The organism is Pseudomonas sp. JZ114 (assembly GCF_051027705.1).
GTDB classification, from domain to species: domain Bacteria; phylum Pseudomonadota; class Gammaproteobacteria; order Pseudomonadales; family Pseudomonadaceae; genus Chryseomonas; species Chryseomonas luteola.
Map to the genome: position 1 here is coordinate 169,788 of NZ_CP069257.1, position 23,525 is coordinate 193,312.

General features: G+C 53.8%; 21 protein-coding genes. 7 read left to right on the top strand and 14 right to left on the bottom strand.

The genetic code is table 11. The annotated features are described in order from the left end of the window. Window positions 1-10 precede the first annotated feature (10 nt). Window positions 11-1,975: a type VI secretion system tip protein VgrG gene (locus JQR90_RS20275; protein WP_010798998.1), complete on the bottom strand. Its 1,965-nt coding sequence runs from the start codon at window positions 1,973-1,975 to the stop codon at window positions 11-13. 398 nt (window positions 1,976-2,373) lie between these two features. On the opposite strand from JQR90_RS20275, the gene JQR90_RS20280 reads away from it, so the two are divergent. Beyond that, window positions 2,374-3,462, top strand: coding sequence for an NAD(P)-dependent alcohol dehydrogenase (locus JQR90_RS20280; protein WP_010798999.1), 1,089 nt, complete (start codon window positions 2,374-2,376; stop codon window positions 3,460-3,462). Window positions 3,463-3,569: 107 nt separating this feature from the next. Here JQR90_RS20280 and mapR read toward each other — a convergent pair whose 3' ends face one another. Beyond that, a complete protein-coding gene (gene mapR / locus JQR90_RS20285) occupies window positions 3,570-4,979 on the bottom strand; it encodes a GntR family transcriptional regulator MpaR (protein WP_434140934.1) in 1,410 nt (469 codons plus the stop codon). Window positions 4,980-5,100: 121 nt separating this feature from the next. After that, entirely contained in the window at window positions 5,101-5,223 is a 123-nt protein-coding gene (locus JQR90_RS20290; protein WP_010799001.1) for a hypothetical protein, read from the bottom strand. A 758-nt stretch (window positions 5,224-5,981) separates the two neighbouring features. On the opposite strand from JQR90_RS20290, the gene JQR90_RS20295 reads away from it, so the two are divergent. From JQR90_RS20295 to JQR90_RS20305, 3 genes are all read left to right on the top strand, one after another. Further along, a complete protein-coding gene (locus JQR90_RS20295; RefSeq protein ID WP_434140936.1) occupies window positions 5,982-8,267 on the top strand; it encodes a cellulase family glycosylhydrolase in 2,286 nt (761 codons plus the stop codon). A gap of 270 nt (window positions 8,268-8,537) precedes the next feature. Beyond that, window positions 8,538-9,395 carry an RNA ligase family protein gene (locus tag JQR90_RS20300; RefSeq protein WP_010799003.1) on the top strand — a complete coding sequence of 286 codons (858 nt, stop codon included), beginning with the start codon at window positions 8,538-8,540 and terminating at the stop codon, window positions 9,393-9,395. A gap of 16 nt (window positions 9,396-9,411) precedes the next feature. Beyond that, on the top strand, window positions 9,412-10,551 hold the full coding sequence (locus tag JQR90_RS20305; protein ID WP_010799004.1) for an AAA family ATPase: 1,140 nt from the start codon (window positions 9,412-9,414) through the stop codon (window positions 10,549-10,551). Between the two features lie 3 nt (window positions 10,552-10,554). On the opposite strand, the gene JQR90_RS20310 is transcribed toward JQR90_RS20305, so the two are convergent. Next, window positions 10,555-11,340 carry a hypothetical protein gene (locus JQR90_RS20310; protein WP_073449945.1) on the bottom strand — a complete coding sequence of 262 codons (786 nt, stop codon included), beginning with the start codon at window positions 11,338-11,340 and terminating at the stop codon, window positions 10,555-10,557. Window positions 11,341-11,867: 527 nt separating this feature from the next. Next, window positions 11,868-12,641, bottom strand: a complete 774-nt coding sequence (locus tag JQR90_RS20315; RefSeq protein ID WP_010799006.1) for a helix-turn-helix transcriptional regulator — start codon at window positions 12,639-12,641, stop codon at window positions 11,868-11,870. A gap of 107 nt (window positions 12,642-12,748) precedes the next feature. Here JQR90_RS20315 and JQR90_RS20320 point away from each other — a divergent pair, with 107 nt between their 5' ends. Then, on the top strand, window positions 12,749-13,561 hold the full coding sequence (locus tag JQR90_RS20320; protein WP_010799007.1) for a carbon-nitrogen hydrolase family protein: 813 nt from the start codon (window positions 12,749-12,751) through the stop codon (window positions 13,559-13,561). 103 nt (window positions 13,562-13,664) lie between these two features. Further along, window positions 13,665-14,987, top strand: a complete 1,323-nt coding sequence (locus JQR90_RS20325) for an APC family permease (protein ID WP_010799008.1) — start codon at window positions 13,665-13,667, stop codon at window positions 14,985-14,987. A 90-nt stretch (window positions 14,988-15,077) separates the two neighbouring features. On the opposite strand, the gene JQR90_RS20330 is transcribed toward JQR90_RS20325, so the two are convergent. The 7 genes from JQR90_RS20330 to JQR90_RS20360 form a co-directional block, all read right to left on the bottom strand. Further along, window positions 15,078-15,497 carry an SRPBCC family protein gene (locus tag JQR90_RS20330; RefSeq protein WP_010799009.1) on the bottom strand — a complete coding sequence of 140 codons (420 nt, stop codon included), beginning with the start codon at window positions 15,495-15,497 and terminating at the stop codon, window positions 15,078-15,080. Window positions 15,498-15,599: 102 nt separating this feature from the next. Further along, complete coding sequence (gene dkgB, locus JQR90_RS20335; protein WP_010799010.1) at window positions 15,600-16,403, bottom strand: 2,5-didehydrogluconate reductase DkgB; 804 nt, start codon at window positions 16,401-16,403, stop codon at window positions 15,600-15,602. A gap of 208 nt (window positions 16,404-16,611) precedes the next feature. Then, window positions 16,612-18,024: an MFS transporter gene (locus tag JQR90_RS20340; protein WP_010799011.1), complete on the bottom strand. Its 1,413-nt coding sequence runs from the start codon at window positions 18,022-18,024 to the stop codon at window positions 16,612-16,614. 373 nt (window positions 18,025-18,397) lie between these two features. Then, window positions 18,398-18,724: a DUF2790 domain-containing protein gene (locus tag JQR90_RS20345; protein WP_286955760.1), complete on the bottom strand. Its 327-nt coding sequence runs from the start codon at window positions 18,722-18,724 to the stop codon at window positions 18,398-18,400. 208 nt (window positions 18,725-18,932) lie between these two features. After that, on the bottom strand, window positions 18,933-19,733 hold the full coding sequence (locus JQR90_RS20350; RefSeq protein WP_010799013.1) for a sulfite exporter TauE/SafE family protein: 801 nt from the start codon (window positions 19,731-19,733) through the stop codon (window positions 18,933-18,935). A 13-nt stretch (window positions 19,734-19,746) separates the two neighbouring features. Next, complete coding sequence (locus JQR90_RS20355; RefSeq protein ID WP_010799014.1) at window positions 19,747-21,312, bottom strand: bifunctional protein tyrosine phosphatase family protein/NAD(P)/FAD-dependent oxidoreductase; 1,566 nt, start codon at window positions 21,310-21,312, stop codon at window positions 19,747-19,749. A gap of 78 nt (window positions 21,313-21,390) precedes the next feature. Next, window positions 21,391-21,726, bottom strand: coding sequence for an ArsR/SmtB family transcription factor (locus JQR90_RS20360; protein ID WP_010799015.1), 336 nt, complete (start codon window positions 21,724-21,726; stop codon window positions 21,391-21,393). A 96-nt stretch (window positions 21,727-21,822) separates the two neighbouring features. Between JQR90_RS20360 and JQR90_RS20365 the strand changes: the two genes are divergently transcribed. Continuing rightward, window positions 21,823-22,686: an MBL fold metallo-hydrolase gene (locus tag JQR90_RS20365; RefSeq protein WP_010799016.1), complete on the top strand. Its 864-nt coding sequence runs from the start codon at window positions 21,823-21,825 to the stop codon at window positions 22,684-22,686. 8 nt (window positions 22,687-22,694) lie between these two features. Here the strand turns inward: JQR90_RS20365 and JQR90_RS20370 are convergent, their stop codons facing one another. Beyond that, complete coding sequence (locus JQR90_RS20370; protein WP_010799017.1) at window positions 22,695-23,003, bottom strand: hypothetical protein; 309 nt, start codon at window positions 23,001-23,003, stop codon at window positions 22,695-22,697. A 141-nt stretch (window positions 23,004-23,144) separates the two neighbouring features. Next, window positions 23,145-23,462: a hypothetical protein gene (locus JQR90_RS20375; RefSeq protein ID WP_010799018.1), complete on the bottom strand. Its 318-nt coding sequence runs from the start codon at window positions 23,460-23,462 to the stop codon at window positions 23,145-23,147. Between the last annotated feature and the right edge of the window lie 63 nt (window positions 23,463-23,525).

Below are 23,525 nucleotides of genomic sequence, written 5' to 3' on the forward strand. Positions count from 1 at the left end.
GAAATTTGGATTACTGGGAGGCAGAGCCTGAGCCATTCGTACCTGATGAAGGGTGGAATACAGCATTGATCTGAGCATCGATTGAGGCCTTCACTCCTTGCCCCTCCGGTGAGGCTCCTGCCTTACCACCCGGCACATTGATGTCGAGAGTGCCACCAGTGTTTATCTGGCCTGCGCCGCTGGCGCTGATATTGAATTCAACACAGGAAATATTAACGAGGCCGTTGGCGTACATCTCGAACACGCTTTTGCCACAAACAAGGCGAATACCTTCACCTGCCTCAATGAGATACGTTGAACTGACGCTATCCACCTTCGAGCCGCCTACCAGCAGCTGGTCATCCACCTTGACGATGCGCATGCGGTTCTGACCAATGACTACCGTTTCGTCCTGACCTATGGTTTTGGTCCGGTCAACCCCTACGGAGTGGGTTTCACAATTGCCCACTTCAATGTCCATGTCGCGCTGACCGTGTACGTAGATCTGCTCCGCACCGGCTTTATCTTCGATTCGCAGCTCATTGAAACCGTTGCCGCCAGGCGTGCTTCTGGTCTTGAAGACTGTCCGGCTCTTGTTGGCGGGCAGGTTGTACGGCACCAGGTTTGCGGCGTGATGCAGGCAGCCTGTAATGAGCGGCTGGTCTGGGTCACCTTCTAGAAAGGTTACCAGTACTTCCATTCCGATTCGGGGAATCGTGACGGCCCCATAGCCTTCATGGGCCCAGTTGCTGGCAACACGCAGCCAGCAACTGCTGTGCTCGTTCATCTGGTCCAATCGATCCCAATGGAATTCCACGCGGACGCGGCCGTATTGATCGCAGTAGATTTCTTCTCCAGCCGGGCCTGTGACAATTGCGGTCTGGCTACCCAGGATTTTTGACTTAGGGTGCTTCAGGGCTGGTCTGAAGATCGTGTCCCAAGGCACTGCCGTAAAGAAGTTGCGATAGCCCTGCTGAAAGCCATCCTTGTCATCTACATGCGAGGATATGGATTCTTCTAATACTTGGGGTTGTTTGCCTTCATGTATTACTTCGGTGAGTAACCAAAGATCGTTCCATTCACTGCGCGGATGTTCGGTCAGAGGCATGAAGTGACCAGAGAAAAGCGTCGGCAGGTCACTTTTACCGCGGGCGATCTGGTAATCCGAGCGATGCCTTTCCAAGGCACGCTGGCTTAACTGCTTGCCGCGGGCACGGTCCATGAACGCGCCAGGGTAGTCATAATCTTCCAGCTCTGGCGCCGCCTCGCCAGTCTGGGAAGCCTCCATGGTGAGCTTGGGTTTTTCAAAGTTATAGTCCCGGCGGCTGACCTTGGATGTCCGTGTTTCAACCTGGACTGCAAACTTTCGTATGACCTGATGATCTGCAACCAGTCCCGTGTCCTGTTGGAAGAGCGCAGGGTTCAGCTTGGGGAAGCAAGTCTGATCATCACCAAAGACCATAATGTGTTCAGTCTGGGTATGCTCAAAGTGGTAATGAATACCTTCTTCTTCACAAAGCCGATTGATGAAATGCAGATCAGTCTCATCGTACTGAACACAGTATTCACGCTCGGGATAGGCTGAGCCCAACTGAAAGCGAAAGGCATTGGAAAGAATGCCATGTTCTTTCAGAACGGTGGCGATGATATCGGGCACGTTAAGGTGCTGGAAGATACGCTGGTTATGCCGATGGCAGAGATAATGAACGCGTGGCACGAGCGTGACACGATAGCGCGTCATGCGTTTACCGGACTCGCCTTGTTCGGCGCTGTGAATCAGGCCATTGAAGCCTGTACCCGTCTGGTCCAGTGTCAGGAAGGCAGGCTGGTTGAGTAAGGATTCAAGATCGAAGTCGGGTCTTTCGCTGATCAATTCAATATCGAAACGGAAGGCGGTATTCAATGCTTCCCGCCCTGCAAATTCCAGCACCTGAAAATCATGAGAGACGCCGGGAATCTCAAGTATGAACTGGGTTTCGTTGGCTGGGGAGAACATCCTGGTTCCTCTGCTTCCTGCTCGGTATACAAGTCATGTCCAGGCGGGCGGCGTGTCGCTTTTCTGGAGATGCGTAAATTAATCCCATGCGCGGGATTGGCGGTTAGAGATATGGCCGCAGGCTAAACGAAAGCCAGTGGCAGAATCTTGCGCAGTAGCCAGAGATGAGGTGGGTGTTACTCAAAAACACGAACCAGTTCTTACAGGTTTTTAGGCAGGCTTAAGTCGCTTTGGCATTTGGTGGGTCAAGCGGCCTAAGTCAGTGAGGCTCCCTGTGAGAGGTCTGATGGTTATGCTTGTTAAGTTTATGCGTAAATGCCATGTTGAATGGAGGTTTTGCGCCACTTTTATTCTTTGAGCGAGCCGTCTCTGCTCAGACATTTGCCAGGAGCCCCACAATGAAAATAATGGCCGCGGTTACGCACTCCAAAGGACAGCCTTTTAGTCTTGAGGAGGTTACGCTATCAGGCCCTGCCACTAACGAAGTGCTGATTCGGATCGTTGCGACAGGGGTTTGCCACACCGACGCCGTCGCGCGTGATCTTGGGCTGTCGCCTTATCCTGTAATCCTTGGTCATGAGGGCGCGGGCATTGTCGAGCAGGTAGGCCGTAATGTTCGTGATCTGGAGATAGGCGATCATGTGGTCCTGTCGTTTGCGCACTGCGGTAAATGCGAAAATTGCCTGACCGGGCATCCTACGGTGTGCAGGGTCTTTAACGATCTCAATTTTGGCGGCCGCATGGAGGACCATACCTGTCGGCTTCGCCAGGGAGATACCGAGCTCTCTTCCTTTTTTGGTCAATCATCCTTTGGCACCTACGTGATTGCCAGCGCACGTAATGTCGTCAAGGTGGATAAGGAAGTGGACCTCGCGTTATTAGGGCCGCTGGGTTGCGGTATTCAGACGGGGAGCGGAACGGTATTTAACCGCCTTCGCCCTGGGTTTGGGGATAGCCTTGCCGTTTACGGCTGTGGTGCTGTGGGGTTGAGCGCGATTATGGCAGCAAAGATTGCAGGGTGTGCTCAGATTTTTGCGGTCGATGTGCATGATAGCCGTCTTCAGCTAGCCAAGGAGCTGGGTGCTACGCATGTGTTCAACGGTAGTCAGGTTGATGTGGTCAGGGAAATCAAGGCTGTCTCTTTGGGCGGTACGCACCACGCGGTTGAAACTACAGGGGTTCCGCCGGTTGTTCGCCAATGCCTGCAGGCGCTGCGGCCACTAGGGCAAGCGGCGATTGTAGGCGTAACCCCCGAGATGACTATTGATGTTCATAACGAGATCATGGCGGAAGGAAAGACCATGATGGGTGTGATTGAAGGTGATGCCGTGCCACGCCTCTTTATTCCCAAGCTGATCGAATACTACAAGGCAGGTCGCTTTCCGTTCGACAGGCTGGTCAGGTTTTATGATTTCAAGGACATCAATCAGGCATTTGAAGATTCCAAGCAGGGAATCACCGTTAAAGCCGTCCTGAAATGGAATTAATGCCCGACCAGTTACATTGCTAACGCCTGGCCTGATTGGCCTGTTGCAGTTGAACTTTCAGTTGCAGCAGGCAGAGGCTAAGAGTGGGATAAAGGACGCTGGGTTGTTTAGAACGTATCGATCATGCAGCCTAGCGTTTCCATTGCCTTCTCACTCTCAGCCGTCCAGGGATGGCCATAATTCAGCCTTGCACAGTTTCCAAACCGTTGGCTGGCCGAGAAGATAGGGCCGGGAGCAAGGCTGATACCCTGAGCGATGGCCATACGGAGCAACTGAAGCGTATCGACCCGTTCTGGAAATTCAAACCATAGGAAATAACCGCCGGTTGGGCGGGTTACGCGGGTTTCGCTCGGAAAGTGCCGTGCGGCTGAGTCCAGCATGGCGCTCTGCTGGGTTTCCAATGCATGGCGCAATTTTCGTAGGTGTCGGTCATAGCCACCATGTTGCAGATAGTCTGCAATGGCCGCTACAGCAGGAACCGAAGGAGAAATGGTCGTCATGAGCTTGAGGCGATCAATGGCCTCGGTGAAGCGTCCGCCAGCAACCCAGCCCACTCGATAACCCGGCGCCAGACATTTCGAAAACGAACCGCAATGCATGACCAGCCCATCATCATCAAAGCTTTTCACGGCTCGTAACGGTTGGTTGGAGAAATTCAATTCGGCATAAACATCGTCTTCAATCAATGGAACCTGATGCTGCTTCAAGAGTGTGTACAGCGCCTGTTTCTTCTCGAAACTCATGCTGGCGCCCAAAGGATTTTGCAGGCTGCTCATGAGCCAGCAAACTTTGATAGGAAGATGAGAGAGGCTGTGCTCCAGCACATCAAGATCAACACCTTCCCGTGGATGAACGGGGATCTCGACGGCCTTCAATTTTAGACGCTCCAATACCTGAAGCGTCGCGTAGAAAGCAGGCGCCTCTATTGCAACCAGGTCGCCTGGGCTTGTTGCACTTTGCAGGCATAGGTTCAAGGCTTCCATCGCCCCGTTGGTAATAACCAACTCCTCAAGCGGGAGACGAGTACCGTTGACCCTATAACGAAGGGCTATTTGACGGCGCAACTCATTGCTGCCTGCCGTCATGTCTGCAATAGCGGCCTGGGTTGAAAGGTGTCTTAATGCGTGGGTCATGCTGCGGGCAAGGCGTGGAAGCGGAAACAATTGTGGACTGGGAAAGGCAGACCCAAATGGAGTGGTCGCAGGGTCCTTGATAGAGTTCAGGATGGAGAAGACCAGTTCGCTGACATCCACCTCAGTGGTTTCAGCCTTGTGACCAGTAATTTCAGGCTCATGCAGCGGGCGCTTGGCATGCTCACGTACGTAATAGCCTGAGCGGGCGCGGGCAATGATCAGCCCTTTATCTTCCAGCAGATAATAAGCCTGAAATACAGTCGAAGGGCTGACCGTGTAGGTACGACTGGCATGACGTACCGATGGGACTTTTTCACCCGCCTTAAGTACACCGGTTCGAATCAGGTTCGCAATTTCGTCAGCAAGTCGCTCGTAACGTTTCATGCTTTTCGCTGCAGCGCTGGTGGTTGATGCCTATACCGTATTGGTGTCTATACGAGCGCTTACGACTTAAAACAGAAGATTGAAAGCGGTTGCGTCGAGACACTGATGGCCTTTCTATGCATTAGCGGTCGTTCTTCTGCACGTCCTTTCTATCTTTGTTTAGCTGTACGCCAGCGTAAAACCCCCATCCCAGTAGAACGAAGGCCAGAAAGCCAAACAGTGACATGAAGAATACGTCGCTCATGATTGAAACCTCTTGCGATAGCAGGGAAGGGTAAGCATTGAGACAGGCATCGTAGCGAATGGATGTGTTTGCTAGAGCAGCTCTCTACCGGCATTACCCATGTGGCTACAGTAGGGCTCTAGGCGTGCGCAAAACAGATTCAGATTCTTAATAAAAAATCGTATCAGATGTTGAGTCACCCTTTTTTGGCATTGTTGCACGCCGCTAGCTGAGTAGTCTCAATACGCGTTGACTCTGGTAGACCGCCTTCAGCTTAGGCTGATTTGTCTTCAAGGCACGACCCTTGTGACAAAAAATGTCACTGCTGGTCCCAAACCGTTACGCTTGGCCAACAGCATTTTGTCAACTCTTTCATGCTTGGTAAACGTGTAAATTTTATGAATTTTTTAAAACTGCTTTCTCTACCCCTAAATTTTGTGAACGTTGTCGAAAGTAATTCGTGTTTCTTTGGAAAAACCTAAAACAACTGTTTCACAAACAGCTGTTTAATACAGAGAAAAATTTTTATAAGTTATTGATTTTAAATATATTTTATATGTATTGACGAAAAACAATAGTGTCATATTGATATTGATTTCACTGCTTTTTGAGTGGCACGCTTTTCTCAATCCCCCGGTAGTACAGCCACGCTCGGCCACCAAGCAAGGTAGTTAGTTCTGCCTGAAGACCAAAACGATAACAGTCTTGATACGAGCCTTTTAGGTTCGGCCGTTAAGTGCGCACTTCAGAAATGACACTTTAGGTTTATTGGGGAATTCATGAAAAGCTCAAGCAGGCGTTCCCGTAGTCTGGCTTTCAAAGTAATGAGGCAATGCGCGCTACCATTGGCGGCGTTACTGGTTTCGTCTTCGGCTGTGGCATCGGTCGACCTGGTGGGGCTGAACTTGTCTGGGGCTGGCTTCGCATCACACGTGCTGCCCGGCATCAACGGAACCAACTATATATTTCCGACAGAATCGTACTTCAAGCAGTGGAGTGAGAAGGGCATAAAACTGGTGCGCTTCCCAATTATCTGGGAGCGGCTGCAGCCTACGCTTGGCGGTGCGCTGGACGCTAAGTATGTGCAATTGATCGATAGCACGTTCAGCTATGCAGAAAAGCATAACGTAAAGATCATTCTGGACCTTCATAACTATGCTCGATATCGCGGCCAGATCATTGGAACAAGCGGTGTGCCTTATGCGCGATATCAGGAGATCATGACAAAGATCGCGCAGCGTTGGAGCAGCCAGAAGTCGCTTTATGCCTACGACATCATGAATGAGCCTAATGGTGCGCTGAACTATTGGAACACGGCAGCTCAATACGGCATCAATGGTGTACGTGCGGTTGATACCGTTCGCCCCATTATTGTCGAAGGCAACGGGTGGGCCGAGGCTACGCGCTGGGAGCAGTGGAATAATACGTTGCTCGATCTCAAGGATCCTTCAAATAACCTTATCTTTTCTGCGCACACCTACTTTGATAACAATGCGGGCGGCAATTACGAGTCCGTTGACGTCAGCAAGCTTGACCCCATGTATGGCGTTGAGCGAGTCAAGCCCTTTATCGAATGGCTAAAGAAGCACGGCAAGAAAGGCTACATCGGTGAGTTTGGCATCCCGGACAATGACTCTCGCTGGAATACCATCATGGATAACATGCTGGCATATCTGGCGCAGAATTGTATTCCGGCCACCTATTGGGCGGCAGGTCCGGGCTGGGGTAACTATTTTATGTCTGTGGAGCCTATAAATGGTGTTGAGCGTCCTCAATGGCCAACTCTCAAAAAGTACGTCAATAACACCAGATGTACTGCGTTTGGACCTATAAACGGTACTGACGCAACAGCACCAAGCCAACCCGCTAAACCGGCTCAGCCGGCAGTACCTACGCAGCCTGCTACTCCATCAAAGCCTGCCACTCCTGCGCCGAGTAAGCCTGTTACGACAACACCTGCTACACCGAGTCAACCCGTGACTGCACCTGCTACACCTGCCATGCCAGCAAAACCAGCGACTCCTGCACCTGCACCTGCACAGCCTGCTACGCCTAGCCAACCGGCGAAACCTGTCGTGCAACCGGTAACGCCTATCACACGCAGCGGGATAGATCTGGTCGGCTTGAATTTGTCAGGCGCAGCGTTTGCTCCACACGTCGTACCCGGCAAAAACGGTGTTGACTACCTGTATCCCACAGAGGCGGATTTCAAGCAGTGGAATCAGAAAGGGATCCGTCTGATCCGCTTTCCTATTTTATGGGAGCGCATACAGCCTAAGCTCAGCACAATGCTTAATCCCAACCAGGTTGGCTTGATCCAGACCACTATGAACCTGGCCCAGAAATACAACATCAAGGTTATCCTGGATGTGCATAACAATGGGCGCTACAACGGCAATATCATTGGGGCGGGGCAGGTTACCTACACCCATTTCTGGGACCTGATGTACCGAATTGCTTACCGCTGGGCCAGCCATCCTGCCCTGTATGGGTATGACATCATGGCCAAGCCGCATGACATGGATAATTACTGGCTCAAGGCTGCCCAGTCCGGAATCGATGGCGTACGAACAGTGGATCATACTCACCCGGTGATTGTGGAAGGTAATGCCTGGTCCAACGCATCGCTATGGCCCTATTACAATGACAGTCTGCTCAGCCTCAAGGACTCGGCCAATAACATTATCTTTGCAGCGCACGTCTATCTGGACAAGGATGGGAGTGGTACTTATAGCCCGGAAGATACTAGCCAGCTCAATGCAATGTTGGGTGTGAATCGTGCAAAGCCATTCGTGGATTGGTTAAAGAAGAATGGCAAAAAGGGTTACATCGCCGAGTTTGGCGTGCCGGATGATGATGCTCGCTGGTTGCCGCTGATGGATAACCTGCTCTCGTACCTGCAGCAAAACTGCATTCCAGCCACTTATTGGGCGGCCGGCCCCGGTTGGGGCGGTTACAAGCTGTCGGTTGAGCCCGTAAATGGGCAGGATCGCCCCCAATGGACTACGCTGCAAAAGCATGTACAAAGTAGCAATAGCTGTACTGCCGTCGGGCCGCTGAAATAACGTGAGCTATACAAGAGCCGCCCTCGGGCGGCTTTTTGCACTATTTGACGGACATAACGAATAGCTGGTTTTATGTTTGACAGACGAAGCTTTAATCGGGCCTAATTCGTGCCCTTCGTTTGACCCCCTTTCCAACGTGGTGAAGCCAGTGCCCTGCATCAACCTTTACATCTGATCCGACAACGGTCCTGGTAAGCGGTTGGTCTGCGCGTAGCTGTCATCTATCGTTCCTGAGCGTTGTCGGTTTTCCCTGTTTGATTGGAGAAGACCATGACTCTCGACCCGCGCGTCTATGCGCAATTACATGAATTATTTAAATACCCGCGAACGCCTCACCTGGAGTCGTCGCGCCTGCAACCTGGTGACTGCGATCATGACCAGGTAAAGCTAAGCACGCTGAAAGATCAATTCATCGTGGTGGAGGAAAAGCTTGATGGCGCTAATGCGGCAATCAGCTTTTCCGCTAATGCCGAACTCCTGCTTCAGTCACGTGGGCACTACCTTATCGGGGGCTCACGGGAGAAGCAGTTCAACCTGTTCAAGCAATGGGCACGCGTCCATGAACTGTTTCTGCTTGAGAGACTTGAAGATCGCTACGTGATGTTTGGCGAGGTCATGAGCAAGAAGCATTCGGTTTTCTACGATCAGTTGCCGGGTGTCTTTTTCGAGTTCGACATCTGGGATCGTCGTAGGCAGATCTTTCTGTCAACCGCTGAGCGCCGCGTGTTGTTAGCCGGCGGGCCTGTCCTGTCTGTACCTGTGTTGTATGAGGGTCCTGCGCCTGTAAGGCTCAAAGACCTGCTGGCACTGGTTGGCAAGTCCTGGGCCCGAACCGATCGGTGGAGAGAGCGGTTCGAAGATACAGTGCGGCGTGAAGGGCTAGACCTGAGTAAGGCATGGTCTCAATGCGATACCTCTGATCTGATGGAAGGGCTTTACCTGAAAGTCGAGACAGCCTGCGAAACAGTCGCACGGATGAAGTGGGTTAGGCCAGACTTCGTGCAGACCATTCTGGACGCCAATGAGCATCACTTGCGTCAGCCCTACATTCCCAATGAGCTTGCGCCCGATGTTGATCTCTATGCACCAGTACCTATCGTGACGTGGGAATGTTTGAACAAACAATAACAAGGAGAAATGGAATATGGATTTTCAAACACTTGAGCGCCTGGTTGCTGCACCAGGCCAGCAGCCCGACTTCAAGGGGTGCGTAGAAGCAATACCGGCACTGACTCGGTTGGCAAGTACGCCGCAGGAGCCTGCCTATCATGGCGAAGGCGATGTCTGGACCCATACCTGTATGGTGGTTGAAGCCATGGTAGGTGGAAGTGCCTATGAACGCGCAAGTGCTGAAGAGCGTTTCGTACTGTTCTACTCGGCACTTTTGCACGACATTGCCAAGCCGGACACTACTGTTATAGATGAGGTCACTGGGCGTATCGGCCAACCGGGACACTCTCGTCGTGGTTCAATTGATGCCCGCATATTGCTCTGGAAGGCAGGCGTGCCATTCTCGTTGCGAGAAACCATTTGCCGAATCATCAGTGTGCATCAGGTGCCGTTCTGGGCGTTGAGCGGTGATCGCTCAGGACATTCTCCAGAGTTTCTGGCACATCGCCTGTCCTGGGAGCTACCGCTCTGGATGTTGATCGCTATGGCCATCGCGGATATGGAAGGGCGTATCTACCCGAACAAGCAGCACGTACTGGACGATATCGTGTTGTTTCAACAGTTGGCGGAGGAAGAAAGCTGCCTGTATTCAGCCAAGGCTTTTCCTGATGATTACACGCGGATGAGCTATTTTCGCGGTGCCCGTATTCATCCGGCGTTCAGTCATTATCGGGAGCAGGAGGGCTCCGATGTGGTAGTCATGGCGGGTCTGCCTGCCAGTGGCAAGAACACATGGGTCGCAGAAAACCTGTCAGGGCTGCCGGTCGTTTCTTACGATGATGCACGGGACGCACTGGGGCTTGCCCATGGCAAGAACGAAGGGGCCGTCGCTCATTATGCGGTGGATACCGCCAAGGCGCTGTTACGCAAAAAAGAAGCTTTTGTCTGGAACGCAACGCATCTGTCCGGCCAAATGCGCAAGAAGACCCTGGATTTGCTCTACCAATACAACGCCTCAATACGAATCGTTTATCTTGAGCAGCCGGAGCGGATCATTCTTCAGCGTAACGCCAGGCGAAACACGTCATTGCGAAATCAGGATATCCAGCGGATGCTCTGCCGGTGGGAAGTACCGCTGCCGAGCGAGGCGGACTGTGTCGAATATCTGGCCTAACGCTCACACCTCGCTCTTGTCGTAGAGCGGCTTCTTTTTCCATTCGTTGCCCTCTTCAGGCTCAGGTGCCTTTTCTTCAACAGGAGGCGCCTTGAGTTGCTGTTCGGCCTGGGTCTGTTTCTCGATGGCATTCTCAGCGGTCTCTATACCGCTCTCAAAAACTTCGCGCTGGGCTTGAAACGCCATTTGATCAGATTGGTTGCGAATATATTGAAGGCCACGTTCATAAGCGCGCTTTGCCAGGCGGGGCTGGTCTGACTCAAGCGCTTGGGTGGCCATGTTATCGAACATTTCGATATTGCTGAGCGCAAGCCAATATCTGACTGACTTGAACCAGCCGGAAGCATCCGCCTTGGTAAGCAGGCCATCCTGTACGGCGCGGTGAACCTGACTATTAAGGGTTTCCAGCTGAGAGCTCACCTCTTTGAAGGCCGCCTCGCTTGACAGAGGGCATGGTTGATTCTCGATCGAAATGTCCAGACCGAGTTTTTCCTGCTCCTGCAGGAGAGACTCGCGCTCCGTCAGGGCTTCGGTAGGTTTTTCCAGGCGGCCGATGCGCTGAATAAGGTTGAGTTCTAGTCTGACTAGAAGCTGTTTGAGTTCAGGTGTCATGAACTGGGCTGGAAAGGTTTCCGACAAGGTGCCGATACGGTAAATCCGGTCATTCAGGTCTGCTCGCAGACGAGCCTTATCCAGTTGATAACGGTCTGCAACCTGGTCCACATAGGCCATGAATAAAAATAAAAGGATGCAGCTGACAAACATCAGCGCCAGTGCTGAGGTGGACATGTGTCGTTATACCTTCTGTTCGAGCAGGCCTTTCCAAGACCTGAATGCCTCTAATGAGAATGTGCGCCCGGAAACTTCAACCCGAGTGCAGTGCCTTCCTGGCGTCTCATGGTTTGCCAGTTGGAGGCTTTCATTAGAAGGCTATCGGTATAGCGTTGGTTTTCTTGAGGAAAATAACTAGAAAAAAGAGTGAGCTGTCTGAGGCATGCCAGAGCCCTTTGGCACACCGTTGATTGAAGCAGACCGGAGCAGGGCGAAACGAGCCGGTCACGTGCTCGGCTGAGTACAATCAATCCTCCTGCTTACGTTTATTTACCCCTAATACCCTCTGCAAAAACTCTATTCAGGCTGATACGACTTCGGCGGTTAAAAGCGCCGAGGGCATATATCAATAGCAATTCTGCTTGGGAGTAACCTTGGGTGGAGAATACGTACAGGTCTCCAGAATTACGACGTCTGTCGTAATTCCTGTCGGTTGTTTATGAGGCTCAGCATTACCAGCACGGTAGCTACCCAGCCGGTATACATCAGTTGATTTGAAAGAACACCGCGAACAGCTCGGATTGGGATTTGATGTTGAGCTTGGTATAGATGTGTTTTCGATGGACCTTGACGGTCTCGACAGAAATATCCAGCTTCCGCGCAATTTCCTTGCCGGAGCAGCCACTCAGTACGAGGCGTGCAACGTCCATCTCACGGCTGGTCAATGGCATTTCGCTGCGTTGGCTGGTTGTCTCCAGCCGGTGTTGCCACGCTGGAACAGAGGGCGTAGTGGCGCCTTGTTCGAAGCGTAGGCGCTGACGCATAAGACCCATTATCCAGGGTTGAATAAGACCGAGCAGGGCTATCTGGTCAGGTTTGAAACGCTGGCGCGAGCCAAGGGACAGGCAAAGCGTCTGATCAGCATCGATCTGGCAGTTGATCTGGATTTCGTCAGCGACCACGTTCAACCGAAAGTACAGACGATAATAATCGGTTTGCTCAAAACATTCTGGTGCGACGTCGTCAAGCCGAACCAGGCCATTGTGGGCTCGCTCACGAGAGGCGATGTAGAACGGGTCCAGAAGATACAGGCCGTTGATGTAGTCCTGAAACAGCGGATCAGGCCCACCATCACTGGTCGGACTTTCTGCCAGTACAATGGGCCTGCCAGCACTGAAAAGCAGTGCTACCCAGCTGTCGAAGGGCAGATAGCGCGCCAGTAATCGTACCAGCCTGATCCAGAAGTTGGGGGCATCGAGCGCATCAATCAGTTGACCAACCGACTGATGCCAGGCGATATCCTTTAGTTCCATACCCATGCCTACCTCAAAAGGGTTAACCCACCGGCGTGATTATCATGCCAAACCGTGGGCACCATACTGCCAAACCAATGTGTTCGATACGGCTGATGTATCAAGGAGCATTCATGAAGATTGAACTGGCCCAGGTGGCTGGCCGTGATGGCGACAAGGCTTACAACCTGCAGACGGCATTGGCGGCTATCGAAGCCTGTGCACCGGATACACAGCTTATTGTGTTTCCAGAAACGCACCTCAGCGGTTTTCCAACCCATGAAAACGTGGCAGATGTCGCCGAGCCCATTGATGGCCCGACGATTAGTCGGGTTCGTCAGGCTGCGCATGCCAGACAGGTCTCGGTCGCCATCGGCTTTGCTGAAGCGGATGGCGAGCGTTATTACAACACCACGCTTCTGATTACCCCGAATGAAATTGCGCTGAGTTACCGGAAGACGCACTTGTGGTCGTCGGATCAGGGAGTGCTATCGCCTGGTGACCGCTTTGCGACCTGTCTGTGGAACGGTGTTCGGGTCGGTCTGCTGATCTGCTATGACATCGAGTTTCCCGAAACCGCCCGCGCGCTGGCGCAACTGGGTGCACAGCTCATTATCGTAACCAACGGCAACATGGACCCTTATGGGCCTGTACACCGAGCCGCGATCATGGCCCGCGCAATCGAAAATCAGGCGTTTGCCGTGATGGTGAACCGCGTGGGTGAAGGCGATGGCGACCTCACCTTTGCAGGAGGCAGTGCGGTAGTCGATCCCTTTGGAAACATGCTGGTCGAGGCCGGTCGGGAAGAGGCGCACTTGAGCGCATCGCTGGACCTGAGCCAGCTTCAGGCGGTGCGCAAGGATTATCGGTATCTCAATGACCGTCGCCTGAGTTTGCCGGGAGAGCTGATCGAGCAACCGGGAGGGATTCGCGAACTTATTATCTAGGCCAATAAACGTATAACAACAATTATCTTTTTTGCTGATTCAGCACTGCCACAACACCCGACCGCGTAAGCGCGGTATCAACAATCACTATACGGAGTTGTTCATGGCCCATCTGCAACGCACCCTTTCGTTAGGGGCGGTGATGCTGTTCGGCATCGCTTACATGACGCCCATCATTGTGCTCGGCACGTTTGGAATTCTTGCCCAGAACACAGGTGGGCATGTGCCCTCCGCCTACCTGGTAGCGCTGGTTGCCATGTTGTTTACCGCCATCAGTTATGGTCGCATGGCGGCGGCGTTTCCGGTTTCAGGTTCCGCGTATACCTATGTACGCAAGGCTATAAGCCCCAAGCTGGGCTTTATCGCCGGCTGGGCGGTTCTTCTGGACTACCTGTTTCTGCCTATGGCGATCTGGCTGATTGGCGCTGCCTACCTGAGTTCCGCATTTCCCGCTGTCCCTCAAGCGGTTTGGGTATTGGGCTTCATCGCACTTACTACGGTGATCAACGTAGTGGGGCTCAAGCTCGCCAGTACGATTAATACAGCCTTGATGCTGGTTCAATTCCTGGTACTGGCTGCCTTTGTGGTGCTGTGCGTCCATTATGTACAGGGCTCTGGCGAGCCGTTGTTCACGCTGGCACCGTTTACGGACGGTCATTTGCAGTGGCCGCTGATCATGAGCGGCGCGGCAATAGCCTGCTATTCGTTTCTTGGATTCGATGCCGTAAGTACCCTGACGGAGGAAACCCGGAATGCGGAGCGTACGATACCCAAGGCAATCCTGCTGGTTACTCTAGTCGGCGGACTGGTGTTTATCCTGGCATCTTATTGGGTCCAGCGGGTACACCCAGGCATGGCGTTCGCCAATGTCGACTCTGCAGCTTATGAGATTGCCCGTAACATTGGCGGCGATATCTTTGTTTCGCTGTTTCTGATGGGGCTGATTGTGGGGCAGTTCACGTCTGGTATGGCTGCGCAGGCCAGCGTCTCACGGCTACTGTTTGCCATGGGCCGTGACGGTGTGCTTCCCCAGTCGTTTTTCGGTCAGCTTTCAAGGCGCTTCGGTACGCCAGTCAACAATCTCGCCCTGTGTGGCGTTGTTGCGTTACTAGCATTGAAGCTGGATGTAGCGACATCGACCTCGTTCATCAACTTCGGCGCATTTCTAGCGTTCAGCCTGGTGAACCTTGCAGTAATCTTTCACTTTTATCTTGGTGCGACTCAGCGCGGTATACGTCAAATCCTGTTGTTTCTCATCTGCCCGTTGCTGGGGCTCAGCGCAGATCTCTACCTCATGATCAGCCTGGACTCGATGGCCATTCTATTAGGGCTGAGCTGGCTCGCACTCGGAGTTATCTACCTAGGCAAACTCACGCACGGGTTTCGTACTCAACCGCCGGAAATGCAGTTCAGCGAAGCGGAGTAGCGGGCCGTTCAGGTTTATCACGGCAGGCCTCGAAGGGCCGCCGTGAGGTTGCAAAAGCAGGCGTATCGTTGCTTTTATGTTTTCAAGCGGCTACCGAGCCTCGACTGCCTGCTTGAGCGCCGTCAACCCATCTTGGTAGAACTGCGTGAATAGACTTTCAGCCTCCGCCTGGCTGATATGGGTCGCTGTAAAGGTACAGAACCATTCAACCTTGGCGCTCTTTCCTGATACATCCGTGAGTACACGCAGCGTAGAGTCGTAATCCTTGATCGGGGCAGGTCCTTCGATGATGGTGTAGCGGTAGCTTTTTTCAGCCTCGTTAAAGCTTAACAGCCGCTCAATGATGACGTTACCTTCGATATCCTTCAGATGTCGGACCCGACCCCCTTCACTCAGCTGACTTTCGACTACAAACGGCAGCCAGTCAGGCAGGGAGCCGAAGCCTCCCATAAGTTGCCATATCTGATCAGCATCCACATCGATCTTGATCGAAGCATAGGCGTTGGTCACAGCGATTCTCCTAGCATGAAAGAAACAGGGCAGGTCAGCATACGGCCTGAAGACAATAGAACGGCATTCGAAGAGTACCGTACGTTACGGTCATGCAGGTGATTAATCCCAAGCGGGTGCAAGCCCTTCAGGGCTGACTTCACGAGCGTTTCGCTCAAGTAAGGCGATTTTTGCCATGTCCTCCTGATCCAGACGCAGCTCTTGGGCTAACAGATTGCTGGCCAGATTCTCTAACTTGGTCGAGGAAGGGATGACTGCATATCCCTGCTGTAACGCCCAAGAGAGGGTAACCTGCGCTGGCGTTGCCTGATGCTTATGGGCAATGGCATTAATGACAGGGTCCTTGAGTACCTTCCCGTAGGCCAGAGTCATATAGGAGGTCACTGGAATATTCTGCTCCTGCAAATATTGAACAAGCTTACGGTTCTGCAGGTAAGGGCTAAGTTCAATCTGGTTGGTGGCGATGGCATCCGTACCAGCAATGTCGATGGCTTGTCGGGTCAGTTCGATGTTGAAGTTGGAGATACCGATCTGGCGTGTCAGGCCCTGGTGCTGCGCCTGGGCCAGTGCTTCCATAAATTCGGGTAGCCCCACACCATTACCCGGGGCGGGCCAGTGGATCAACGTCAGATCCACGAAGTCGGTCCGGAGTTTTTTCAAGCTTTCCTGCAGGCTGGGAATCAGTTTGTCTTTGGCGTAGTGGTCTACCCAGATTTTCGTCGTGATAAAGAGTTGGTCGCGTGCGATACCGCTTTCGGCAATCGCTTGCCCAATGTCTGCTTCGTTGTTGTAGATCTGTGCGGTATCGATTGCACGATAGCCCAAGTCAAGAGCGTGGCGTACCGAGTTGATGACGGTCTGTCCTGTGAGGCGGAAGGTACCAAGGCCAAAGGAAGGAATACTCATAACGGGCTCTCCGAAAGGATTGGAGGGACACGGCTGCGTCCAGGCAAAAGGTTCGGAGCTCAGTGTGATCGGTTGATATCATCTGAATAAGCCCTTAATCCTCAGAATACTTTTGATTTTTACTCAAGGATGGAGGGGAGAAGGCCTTTCTGAAGTCAGGCGGGGCAGGACGTTGGTCGTCTGCCCAGCGGAACCTTGAGGTGATCGATTACAGACGCGCCTCACCTTTGAGCGCCGGCGGTTGATCCCTGGAGCGCTGGAAGGGCCCGAGGGAGGAACCATGGTCATGTTGCCTAATGGGCGTCGCGTTGTGTGAGGGGGTTTTAACGTTGAGAATCAGCAGGGCGGCCAGGATAGCTGGAATAGCAGCCAGCACAATGATGGTTTGGGCTGGCAAATGCAGGCCGAGCAGCAGACTACCTAGGAGAGGCCCGAGAATCGAGCCAAAGCGGCCAATGCCCAGCGCCCAACCTGCGCCAGTTGCGCGTACCTGCGCGGGGTAGAAATTGCTTGCGAAGGCATTCAAGGTCAGTTGACCGCCTATGGTGCAAAAGCCTGCGGCAAATACAAACACCAACAGCAGGGCCTGATACTGATGTGTCAGCCCAAGCAGCACGGTAAATGCGGCTGCGCCCGCCAGGATACAGCTCAGCAAGCGAACCTTGCTGGCCACCCGGTCCATGAAGTATGCCAGGAGCATGGCACCCAATGTACCGGCAAACAAAAACATCGACGTGGCAAGGTTTGCCGAGTTTCGCTGCATACCGCTTTCCTGAAGGAGAGAGGGCAACCAGCTGATCATGAAATAAAGCAGGATCAGGCTGACAAAAAACGTCGCCCAGAGAAACAGGGTAGGTCTCGCGTATCCGTTGCGAAAGAGATCCACCACGGCTATGGCAGAGGCAGGCTCCTGTTGACTGTCAACGGTTGGTGCTGGCGGCTGCCAACCGGCAACCATGCGGGACGTGACAGCGGTCAGCCGGGCGTAGGGCGGGGCATCCCTTAGCAGACGTGGCAGAGACTCAGGTAGCAGCATGAGCAGGAAAGGTAAGAGCAGCAGCGGGGCTACACTTCCTATGACAAATACGGCATGCCAGCCGAAACGATCCATGAACGCCACTGCTACGAAGCCGCCCGCTGCGCCGCCAAACGAGAACCCACAGGCGGCCAATGTGACCATTAGGGTACGCAACCTGGGTGGTGAGTAGTCCGACATCAGTGCCATTGCGCTGGGCATAGCGCCGCCCATCCCCAGGCCACAAAAAAAGCGCAGTATCGCCAGTCCCTGCAACGAGTCGATATAGACGGTGACGAAGGTAAGGCAGGCATACAGCAGAACGCAGCTCATGAGCACTCGCCGGATACCTACGCGGTCCGCAAGTGGTGTAACGAGCAGAGAGCCAACGGTCAGGCCGATCAGGTTTGCACTGAAGACCGGTCCAAAGGCCGATTTCTCCAGTCCCCATTCCTGGGCGATAGATGGCACCACGTAGCCTAGTAGCTGAGCGTCATAACCGTCACTGATGAGCAAGAGCGCCAGCAACGCCAGTATCTGCCATTGATAGCGTGATACGGGATGTGAATCGAGAGCATCGCGAAAGCTGGTTATTTGGTTCTGCATTGCCAATACCTTTTGTTTTTATTTGTGCAGGCAAAATGGGCGCGCGGATCAACTAGCGGCCAGAGAAAGGCAGTTCTGGAGATCAATCAAAATATCAGTCGAAATCGTAAATCGATTACGCGCTGTGTAATCTTTGGTGTGGTAGGGAGGTCTGTCAAGTTGATCGTGCTGCGGTGTGTACTCGCAAGGGGCGCAGCGCTAGGCCATGCGGATGAGCATCGGATGTCCGATGGCCGGATCGGGAGGTCAGAGCCGCCTGGAAATCTGCTCTGAAGGTGTGATAAGGACGTTGCGCTTAGTCGGGAGCAAGGAGTGCTGCTGGTGCAGGCCAAGTCTCAAAGCCCCGCGTGGCCGGGGCTTTGTACTGGTCGTATCAACCATTCGTATTTTGCCGTTCAACGCTTTCCAGGTACTGCAATTTATGCACGTTGCCTTGATGATCCTGATACACCATGGTGGCAGGTTCGGCGTTGTTGAGGTCGTTCGTGTCGGCCTTTTCGATCGAAATGACTTTGGCGACATCAATCTTCATGCCGTAGTGATACTGTTCCACCGGAATATTGTCCTGTGCTGAACGAGAGTCTGCAGCAAACGCGCCGGTAGCGAAGGCTGAGGCAAGCAGGGCAGTAGCAATGGCGTATTTCATGATAATGACCTCTTCGATGGGGTGGTTGGTTTCGATGAGGTCATTGAATCGCACACGCCTACTATGCGTGAAATCGATCCTACTGGTGCCAACTATTGCTCTCAATGATGGGTGAAGCGTGGAAGTGTGCTGGCTAAAATAGTCGTCTGCTGTACTAAGCGTTCCCGTGGTCTTACGGTAGTAAGGGTCTGTCTGAAACCCAGATCAGTTTGATCGACTGAATCCTCTCTTGCGGTTAAAGGACCAGATTAATCGGAGCTGATTAGAAAACAGTCATGAACAGGTAAACGCAGACACCCAGGCAAAGCACCGCAAACGACCGCTGCAAGAGGTGGGCCGGTAAATGCTTGCACAGCAGGCGCCCGGCAAGCATGCCTACAAGCGTGGCACCTATGAAAAGCTCTGCCTGCAAGCCAAGCGTGACGCCGCGATAAAGCGCACCGGCTGCGGTACCCAGGGAAATCAGCGCCACCATCATCAGCGAAGTGGCCACGATGCCCTGCATGCGGATATCGCTGCATTGGCGCAAGGCCGGGACGATCAGAAAGCCGCCCCCCACACCGAGCATACCGGTCAACATGCCCGACAGGCTTCCGATGATCGAAAGCGTAGCCAGGCATCGGCCATTCCAATGCAGGCGTCCGGTCGTTGGATCCAGCATGCAATTTTTTTGAAGCGGGCCGTGAGTCGTACAGGCTTGATCTACCGTAGCCCGACTCTGAAGCAGCATGCGGATGGCAACAAACAACATGATCAGGCAGAAGCAAAGCATGAGGGTACGATTGGGTAAGTGATGCGCCAGCTGACTTCCAAGTGGCGAAAAGCAAAGTCCCAACGCGGCCATGAGTAGCGCCGCCCGATATCGCACCAGACCTTTGCGCAGCCCGTCCACCGCACCCAGGGTCGCCGCGGTGCCGATTGCAAGCAGCGCAACGGGAGCAGCCTGAGAGAGGGCCCAGCCCAGACCAAGCGTCAATGCCGGGATCGCCAGGATACCTCCGCCTGCGCCTGTCAGGCCTAACACAAGGCCGATACCGATTCCGAGAAGAGAGGCCAGCAGCACGAAGCGGGTTCCCTTAATTCTGGGCGCAGCGGGTAAGCCACTCGCGGCCCTTGAGCATGCCGTTCCAGTAGAAGCGGGGCAGTACGCTGGCCTTCAGCAACCAGGCGGATTTACGCGGCACTTTGGGATCAAAGGGAAAGGTCGGCAAAAGCTTTCCACCATAACCAAACTCGGCCAGGATCACCTTGCCTTTTTCGACGGTAAGTGGGCAGGAGCCGTAACCATCATATCGGCTTGGCAGGGGGTGCCCCTTGCGCAAGGCCAGCAGATTTTCTGCTACGACTACGATCTGCTTGCGTGCCGCTGCCGCCGTCTTGGCGTTGCTGGTACCGCACACATCACCCAAGGCAAATATGTCTGGATGACGAGGATGCTGAAGGGTGGCCGGATCGACCTCAAGCCAGCCCGCCGCATCGGCCAGCGTACTACGCCGAACTACATCAGGTGCCTGTTGCGGTGGCACCACATGCAGCAGGTCGAACGCTTTGGCTTGACGGCTCACGCTACCGTCATCGGCGGTAACTTCGAACCAGGCGGTTTTGCCAGGGCCGTCGACAGCGACCAGATTGGACTGAAAAGCCAGTGATGCCTGATATTTCTCTACATACGCCATCAGAGGTGGGACAAAGGCCGGTACGCCAAACAGCGCTGCGCCTGCCAGGTTGAATTCGACCTGGATGTTCTTCAGCACCCCTTGTCGCAGCCAGTGATCGCAGGATAGGTACATGGCTTTTTGGGGCGCACCGGCACATTTGATCGGCATCCCCGGTTGAGTGAATAGCGCCTTCCCATGCCTCAGGTTTCGGACCAGCTCCCAGGTGTAAGGGGCCAGGTCATACCGGTAATTGGACGTCACACCATGTTGGCCCAGCGTGTCTTCCAGCCCAGTGATGCGCTCCCACGCCAGTTGCAGACCGGGACAGATGATCAGTTGCTGATAACCCAGTTGCTTACCGTTGCTGAGCAGCACGCTCTGGCGCTCCGGGGCGAACGCGCTGACCGATGCCTGAATCCAAGTGACACCGTGCGGCATGACGCTGGCCATCGGGCGAACCGTGTCCGCTGCGTCGTAGGCTCCACCCCCTACAAGCGTCCAGGCGGGCTGATAGTAATGATGATCGCTGGGCTCGACCACGGCGAGTTTCAGCTCAGGGGCACGGCGCAGCAGGCTGGCAGCGACGCCGATACCAGCTGACCCACCGCCCATGATGACGACGTCGTATTGGCTACTTGCCGCTTCGTTCTCGCACGCCATTCGGTACAGCTGAGTAGAGCGGTTACCTGTGCGACAGAACGCCAGAATCGGATGGGGGAGCGTGCTGAGTAACGCCTGTAACTGCTGGGCCTGTCCCTCATGAAGGGTGCTGGGTATGACAGGGAGATAGACAAAGCTCAAGCCCAATGCTTCGGCATGGCGCCGAAGTTGTTCGCTAAGAGGCTGTTCTGGTCCACCTTCATGATCCGGTCGATTGCAGATGATGCTGCGGTAGCCTTGCTGAGCGATGCCAGGCAAGTCATCGAGCTGTAGCTGTCCGCACGTAGCGAACGTTTCATCGAGTCGGTTGATGGGGTGGTCCATGGGCAACTCCAGACAGCGTAGGAAACAACAAAAAGTCTATGGCGCTAGCGCAGACAGGTTGAACGTAGAGATGACTCTTTACTGCACGCTTTTCAGGGCCTGACCGCAGTACAGGCTGGACAGTGTCTGCATGACGGAAACGACCTCGAAACTGGCAAGGGCGTAATAGATGTACTTGCCTTCGCGACGCGTATTGACCAGTCCTTCTTCCCGAAGGACGCTCAGCTGTTGAGAAAGCGTCGGTTGGCGGATACCCGTCAGGTCTTCCAGCTCGCCCACATTGCGCTCACCCTGAGTCAGCTGACAGAGCAGCAGGAGGCGGTCTTCGTTGGCCAGCGCTTTTAGCAGCGTGCAGGCTTTTGAAGCAGAGGCCCTGAGCAGAGCGACTTCGGTGGTAGAAAGCTGAGTTGCCATTGGTCCCTTCCTCGTCATGCGTCCAATCAGTCTATTTTCATACAATATATAATTCAATATATTGTAAAAAGGTAGATCGATGGAGAGGTAATAGACATGACTCCTTTAGTACAGGCATTTTTCGATGCCGACACGGCTACCATCAGCTATGTGGTATTCGAGGCGGATGGTTCGGAATGCGCCATCATTGATTCGGTATTGAATTACGATGCCAAGGCCGGGCGAACCAGCACACATGGGGCTGACCGGATCATTGCATTTATTCAGGAGCATAGTCTCAAGGTGCAATGGTTGCTTGAGACCCATGCCCACGCCGATCATCTTTCTGCATCGGCTTACCTGAAACGTATGCTGGGAGGCAAGATTGCCATTGGCGCTCCCATCCGCCAGGTTCAGGGCGTTTTCCGTGATGTTTTCAACCTGGAGCCTGAGTTCCGGTTGGACGGCTCACAATTCGATTATCTGTTCGAGCCGGATGAGCTGTTTCACATTGGCCGTTTAGCGGCGCGTGCGCTGCATGTTCCAGGGCATACACCTGCGGATATGGCCTATCAGGTAGCGGAGCATTCGGTATTCGTAGGCGACACATTGTTCATGCCTGACGTAGGAACCGCACGGTGCGATTTTCCCGGTGGCAGTGCCCGTCAACTGTACCGTTCCATCAAGCGGATACTGGCGCTACCGGCAGAGACGACATTGTACCTGTGCCACGACTATCCACCCGCTGGACGAGAGGTATGCTGGAAGACGACGGTGGCTGAGCAAAGGTCTAGCAATATCCATGTGCACGACGGTATTGCCGAAGAGGCCTTTGTCGAGATGCGCAGCCGTCGGGACGCAACGCTATCGATGCCGACGCTTATCCTGCCCTCAATCCAGATCAATATCCGGGCGGGTGAAATGCCACCTGCAGATGAGTCCGGGGCGACCTTCCTGAAAATTCCGATCAATCGCCTTTAGGCGGGGTGTCAGTCTTCTTCCCAGAACGTCGGGCAGTTCAGTTTTAATGCGCGGGCTTTGGCAGCGTGCATGGCCGCTTCGAGTTCCTCCGGGGTGGCCTTCTGCTCGGTCTTGGCGTATGTCCAGGTTGCCAGGGCGACGTAGCAACTGGAGTAGAGCTCGGCAAGGGAGCGGCATTCCGACTGGCGGCTGACCTGATCAAGCGGGAGGGGACGCGCCTGCAAGGTGGTTTCAACGGGTGTCAGCGAGCGGCTCTGGCATCCACTTAGTAGCAGGACTGCCATGAGCATAAAACCAGTGAAGAGGCGATGAGTCATGTGTTCTGTTTGTAGCGGATAGGACGGCAAGTGTAACGACCCAGGCAGGCTTGGCCTAGCGGCGGTAGTAGTTATCGGGATCGATCACCTGATACAGGCGCCAGGGTAAGGTCATGCCTTACGCTGGCGCCCTGCAATGCATTAAAGCGCGGCTTTCTTTTGCGGTCCCTTGAAATGCTGACCGCGAGGCAGGCGGCTGCCATCGGCCAGCTTGTTTTGCCACTCGGCAAACGCAACGCTACGGGTACGGTAGGTTACGGACTGCTCAACAGGCTGTGTCTTGGCAGCCGGTACGGGAGCAGCAATCTCCTGAACCTGAGTGTCGGTTACTGTTGCCGCTGCATAAGCCGCCGAGCGCAGGCATGTCTTGCAGGTAACCTGATCAGGCTGGGTAGAGACATTAGGACTGCTGCGGCCGCAAGCGACTTGATCAGTGCCGGTGGAGTAGTGCATTACCATGGTATTACTTCCTTTCAGTACAAGCTAAAACAGTCGCCGCTTCGCAATGCGACGAGGTATTGC

Excerpts from the sequence above, each read along its gene's own strand:
- JQR90_RS20290 (WP_010799001.1), bottom strand. The coding sequence starts at position 5,223 with ATGAGCGACGTATTCTTCATGTCACTGTTTGGCTTTCTGGCCTTCGTT.
- JQR90_RS20320 (WP_010799007.1), top strand. The coding sequence starts at position 12,749 with ATGAAGATTGAACTGGCCCAGGTGGCTGGCCGTGATGGCGACAAGGCT.
- JQR90_RS20300 (WP_010799003.1), top strand. The coding sequence starts at position 8,538 with ATGACTCTCGACCCGCGCGTCTATGCGCAATTACATGAATTATTTAAA.
- JQR90_RS20325 (WP_010799008.1), top strand. The coding sequence starts at position 13,665 with ATGGCCCATCTGCAACGCACCCTTTCGTTAGGGGCGGTGATGCTGTTC.
- JQR90_RS20305 (WP_010799004.1), top strand. The coding sequence starts at position 9,412 with ATGGATTTTCAAACACTTGAGCGCCTGGTTGCTGCACCAGGCCAGCAG.
- JQR90_RS20360 (WP_010799015.1), bottom strand. The coding sequence starts at position 21,726 with ATGGCAACTCAGCTTTCTACCACCGAAGTCGCTCTGCTCAGGGCCTCT.
- JQR90_RS20375 (WP_010799018.1), bottom strand. The coding sequence starts at position 23,462 with ATGGTAATGCACTACTCCACCGGCACTGATCAAGTCGCTTGCGGCCGC.
- JQR90_RS20365 (WP_010799016.1), top strand. The coding sequence starts at position 21,823 with ATGACTCCTTTAGTACAGGCATTTTTCGATGCCGACACGGCTACCATC.
- mapR (WP_434140934.1), bottom strand. The coding sequence starts at position 4,979 with ATGAAACGTTACGAGCGACTTGCTGACGAAATTGCGAACCTGATTCGA.
- JQR90_RS20280 (WP_010798999.1), top strand. The coding sequence starts at position 2,374 with ATGAAAATAATGGCCGCGGTTACGCACTCCAAAGGACAGCCTTTTAGT.
- JQR90_RS20315 (WP_010799006.1), bottom strand. The coding sequence starts at position 12,641 with ATGGGTATGGAACTAAAGGATATCGCCTGGCATCAGTCGGTTGGTCAA.
- JQR90_RS20310 (WP_073449945.1), bottom strand. The coding sequence starts at position 11,340 with ATGTCCACCTCAGCACTGGCGCTGATGTTTGTCAGCTGCATCCTTTTA.
- JQR90_RS20295 (WP_434140936.1), top strand. The coding sequence starts at position 5,982 with ATGAAAAGCTCAAGCAGGCGTTCCCGTAGTCTGGCTTTCAAAGTAATG.
- JQR90_RS20355 (WP_010799014.1), bottom strand. The coding sequence starts at position 21,312 with ATGGACCACCCCATCAACCGACTCGATGAAACGTTCGCTACGTGCGGA.
- dkgB (WP_010799010.1), bottom strand. The coding sequence starts at position 16,403 with ATGAGTATTCCTTCCTTTGGCCTTGGTACCTTCCGCCTCACAGGACAG.
- JQR90_RS20370 (WP_010799017.1), bottom strand. The coding sequence starts at position 23,003 with ATGACTCATCGCCTCTTCACTGGTTTTATGCTCATGGCAGTCCTGCTA.
- JQR90_RS20340 (WP_010799011.1), bottom strand. The coding sequence starts at position 18,024 with ATGCAGAACCAAATAACCAGCTTTCGCGATGCTCTCGATTCACATCCC.
- JQR90_RS20275 (WP_010798998.1), bottom strand. The coding sequence starts at position 1,975 with ATGTTCTCCCCAGCCAACGAAACCCAGTTCATACTTGAGATTCCCGGC.